This window comes from Pricia sp. (genome assembly GCF_041745955.1).
Classification (GTDB): Bacteria; Bacteroidota; Bacteroidia; order Flavobacteriales; family Flavobacteriaceae; genus Pricia.
Window position 1 is genome coordinate 1 of the sequence record NZ_JBGTHY010000426.1, and the last position, 3,485, is coordinate 3,485.

A 3,485-nucleotide genomic window follows, 5' to 3' on the forward strand; every position below is an offset into this window, starting at 1 on the left:
ATACGGTGGTGATGCCATTGGAGGGGTCATTTTGATGGAACCGGCACGTATTCCGGCAAAAGATACGATATATGGGAAAACCTTGCTTAGCGGTGCCACCAACGGCAAGGGCGGGAATATTACTACGGAATTGACCAAGGCCTATGAAAACGGATGGTTTGTCAAAGGCCAGGCTTCTTTCAAAAGGTACGGCGATTTTGAAGCTCCTGATTACGTACTTTCGAACACGGGTGTTTCTCAACTTGGGGCATCCCTTGGTATCGGAAAACACGATTTTATCTGGGGGTGGGATGCCCATTATTCCTATTTCGATACCAACATCGCTATCCTTCGAGCCTCCGATATCGGCAATATTGACGACCTGATTAGGGCCATAAACGTACAACAACCCCTGATAGTACGTGATTTCGATTATGATATCGACAAACCTAGGCAAGAAGTGACGCACCATTTGGCCAAATTGAAGTTTTACAAGCGTTTTGAGGGTATCGGAAAATGGAATTTTCAGTATGACTTTCAGCACAATCAAAGGTTTGAATACGATATACGGGTGGGCGACGACAGTGAAAAGGCCTCCCTAGACCTACGGTTGGCGACGCATACGTTATCCACCGATTTCAAAATCGATGCGAAACGCAACTATACCCTGAATTTTGGGTTGATGGGGCTGTACCAAAATAACTTTGCCAATCCGGATACCGGCGTTCGCCGTCTGGTACCGGACTATGACAAATACGATGTTGGTGCCTTTGCCACGGGAGAATATACGGTTTCTAACACTTTGCTGCTCGATGCCGGCCTTCGCTATGATTTTAACTATATAGACGCCAAAAAATTCTACCGCACCTCGCGTTGGGAAGAACGAGGCTATGATGTGGAATTCCCCGATTTGGTCATCGAAAATCTGGGTACGCAGCTATTGACTAATCCCAAGTTTGAATATCACAATTTTTCGGCAACTGCAGGTCTGCAATATGATTTGGACACCGAGACCGAGCTACGTTTCAATTATGCCCTTTCACAACGTGCCCCCAACCCTTCGGAAATTTTCAGCGACGGCCTGCACCACTCCGCGGCGCGTATTGAATTGGGCGATCTTCGCATCAAAAGTGAAACTTCACAAAAACTATCGCTATCCATTCAAAAAGAGGGAGATACATGGGGGTATACGTTTGCGCCCTATGCCAATTTCATCAAAGATTTCATAGTCTTGGAACCCACAGGCGTCGAGTTTAACATTCGAGGAGCCTTTCCGGTATGGACCTATCGACAGACCACGGCACGTTTATTGGGATTGGATGCGAATCTGTTTTCCCAATGGACCCCCCACTGGCGCACCGACCACAATTTTTCCATCGTAAAAGGGATAGATACCGATTTGGGGAGACCGCTCATCAACATTCCTGCGACCCATTTCAGAAATTCGCTTTCCTATACGAATTCCGCTTGGAAAGATTTTAAAATTACGTTGGAAAGCCAATATGTATTCCGACAAAATGAATTTCCCCCGAACATCACGGTGTTTTCACCCGAACAGAACCAAGATATTACGTTAAATATTAATACCCCGCCAGACGCCTATCATCTGATCGGCCTCGATAGCTCGTTTAAAATACCGCTATCGGAACAAAACACGCTTTTGGTCGGGCTCACCGTCAACAACCTGTTGAACACATCGTATCGCGAGTATTTGAACAGGCTGCGCTATTATGCCGACGACCTCGGCAGAAACTTTTTGATACGTTTAAAACTCAATTATTAATCCTTTAAAATTAGTATTATGAACAAGATCACATTTAAAAAATCCCTTTTCAGCGGAATAAGACAAACCGCGCTATTGACCACCACGGCACTAGTGCTCTTTGCCTGCTCGAACGATGACGATGACAACCCGATGCCCGTTGAGGAAGAGGAAACAATTACCACCATGTCCATAACCTTGGCCCCGGAAGGTGGTGGCGAGGCAATAACCTTTCAATCAAGGGATTTGGATGGCGATGGCCCCAATGCCCCGGAGATAACGGTATCCAATTTGGATGCGAACACCTCTTATACCGGTAGTATCGAACTTTTGAACGAAACGGAATCACCGGCAGAACGTATAACCCCGGAAATACAGGAGGAAGATGAAGACCATCAATTCTTCTTTGCGCCTACAGGTTCTTTGACCGGATCATCGTATGCGGATTCGGACGGGAATCAAAATCCCATAGGACTTATATTCAAACTGAATACCGGGGCTGCCGGTGATGGTTCGTTGACCGTAACGCTTCGCCACCTGCCCAAAAAGCCGAATGACGGCACATTGGCCGACGCGGGCGGTGAAACCGACATAGCGCAAACCTTTACTGTTATTGTAGAGTAAAGCATCGGTAGGAACCTATTGGCAATAAAACCAGGAAGCTAAGCGTTTCTTGGTTTTTTTATGAAAAACCCTAAGTGGATGTTGGCACAGAGTCCGGTCATTACTTCAGCTCGTACCAATCCACATCGGTCAAGGTTTCCCTTCTGCCTTTGTTTTTGGGCGGATAGTTGGTCACCAGATAGTCGACGATAATGTCTTCGTTCTCGCCCAAGGGCCAGAGATTCTGCGTTTCCCGCATCCAGCGGATGGTGGCGTGCCAACGCTCGGCGCTCATCCGGTTTTGCATGACCAGTTTGGCGGAATGGCAACTGGTACAATTGGTCACGGTCTCTTGAAGTCCCGGTGCATCCACAAGGCCGGTTCTGACGTGGATGCCGTCTTCGATTCGGTCTGGGTCGTCATTGGAGAAGGTCGTGTACTCGTTTTCCCCATTTTCCTTGATATCGGTATCGCCATGGTTCATATAGAAAATGACGATGCCCAAAACTAACGCCAAAACACAGACCACTATCAAAAAACGGTAGATCCGTCTTGAGCTTTTCCAGAATTTATTTTGTTCTGACATATCAAGTGTTTTTCAATAGTACATCGAGCACCGAGCCTCCCGCACCGGACATCACCCTATTTTCACCGCAATGCGATGACAGGCATTGTTCAAATAGCCCTTGGGATTCCAACCGGGCAATAACATCGGCTGCGAAACTCCCTTGGCATCCGTCGCCTTGGCCCAAACCTCGTAATATCCCTTTATCGGAAAATCGATTTTGGCGGAAAAATGTTGCCAGGCCAGGCGGTTGGCAGGTTTTTCGATCGGACAGTCTTTCCAGGTCGCACCGAAATCGATGGAATACTGCATTTGGGCCACTTCCAGTTCCCCGGCCCAAGCATGGCCTAGGATATTCAGGAATTGCCCTTGCTTTAGCAGTGCTCCAGATTTAGGATAGGTGATCAAGGATTTGACGGGCATGGATTCGATGATGCACATGTCCTCATCCTTTACTTCCTCGCCAGGCGCAACGGGTTCGCAAGGCACGCGATAGGAATCCCCGCCCATTTTTTCGCCATCATGTACGATATTGCGGACGCTTATTCTATTCAACCATTTCCCCGAGACCGAGGC

General features: G+C 47.7%; 3 protein-coding genes and 1 pseudogene. 2 read left to right on the forward strand and 2 right to left on the reverse strand.

Annotated elements, in window-relative coordinates:
* Both ACEW8S_RS15080 and ACEW8S_RS15085 read left to right on the forward strand, forming a co-directional pair.
* On the forward strand, window positions 1-1,762 hold a 1,762-nt coding region (locus ACEW8S_RS15080; RefSeq protein ID WP_373518954.1), incomplete at its 5' end, for a TonB-dependent receptor domain-containing protein.
* 18 nt (window positions 1,763-1,780) lie between these two features.
* Window positions 1,781-2,365, forward strand: coding sequence for a type 1 periplasmic binding fold superfamily protein (locus ACEW8S_RS15085; RefSeq protein WP_373518955.1), 585 nt, complete (start codon window positions 1,781-1,783; stop codon window positions 2,363-2,365).
* 100 nt (window positions 2,366-2,465) lie between these two features.
* Here the strand turns inward: ACEW8S_RS15085 and ACEW8S_RS15090 are convergent, their stop codons facing one another.
* Both ACEW8S_RS15090 and ACEW8S_RS15095 read right to left on the reverse strand, forming a co-directional pair.
* On the reverse strand, window positions 2,466-2,930 hold the full coding sequence (locus ACEW8S_RS15090) for a monoheme cytochrome C (protein ID WP_373518956.1): 465 nt from the start codon (window positions 2,928-2,930) through the stop codon (window positions 2,466-2,468).
* A gap of 51 nt (window positions 2,931-2,981) precedes the next feature.
* Window positions 2,982-3,485 (reverse strand): annotated as a pseudogene (locus ACEW8S_RS15095) (molybdopterin containing oxidoreductase); the annotation flags it as partial.

What these genes read in the sequence shown, in the direction of transcription:
- ACEW8S_RS15085 (WP_373518955.1), top strand. Translation starts at nt 1,781, where the DNA reads ATGAACAAGATCACATTTAAAAAATCCCTTTTCAGCGGAATAAGACAA.
- ACEW8S_RS15090 (WP_373518956.1), bottom strand. Translation starts at nt 2,930, where the DNA reads ATGTCAGAACAAAATAAATTCTGGAAAAGCTCAAGACGGATCTACCGT.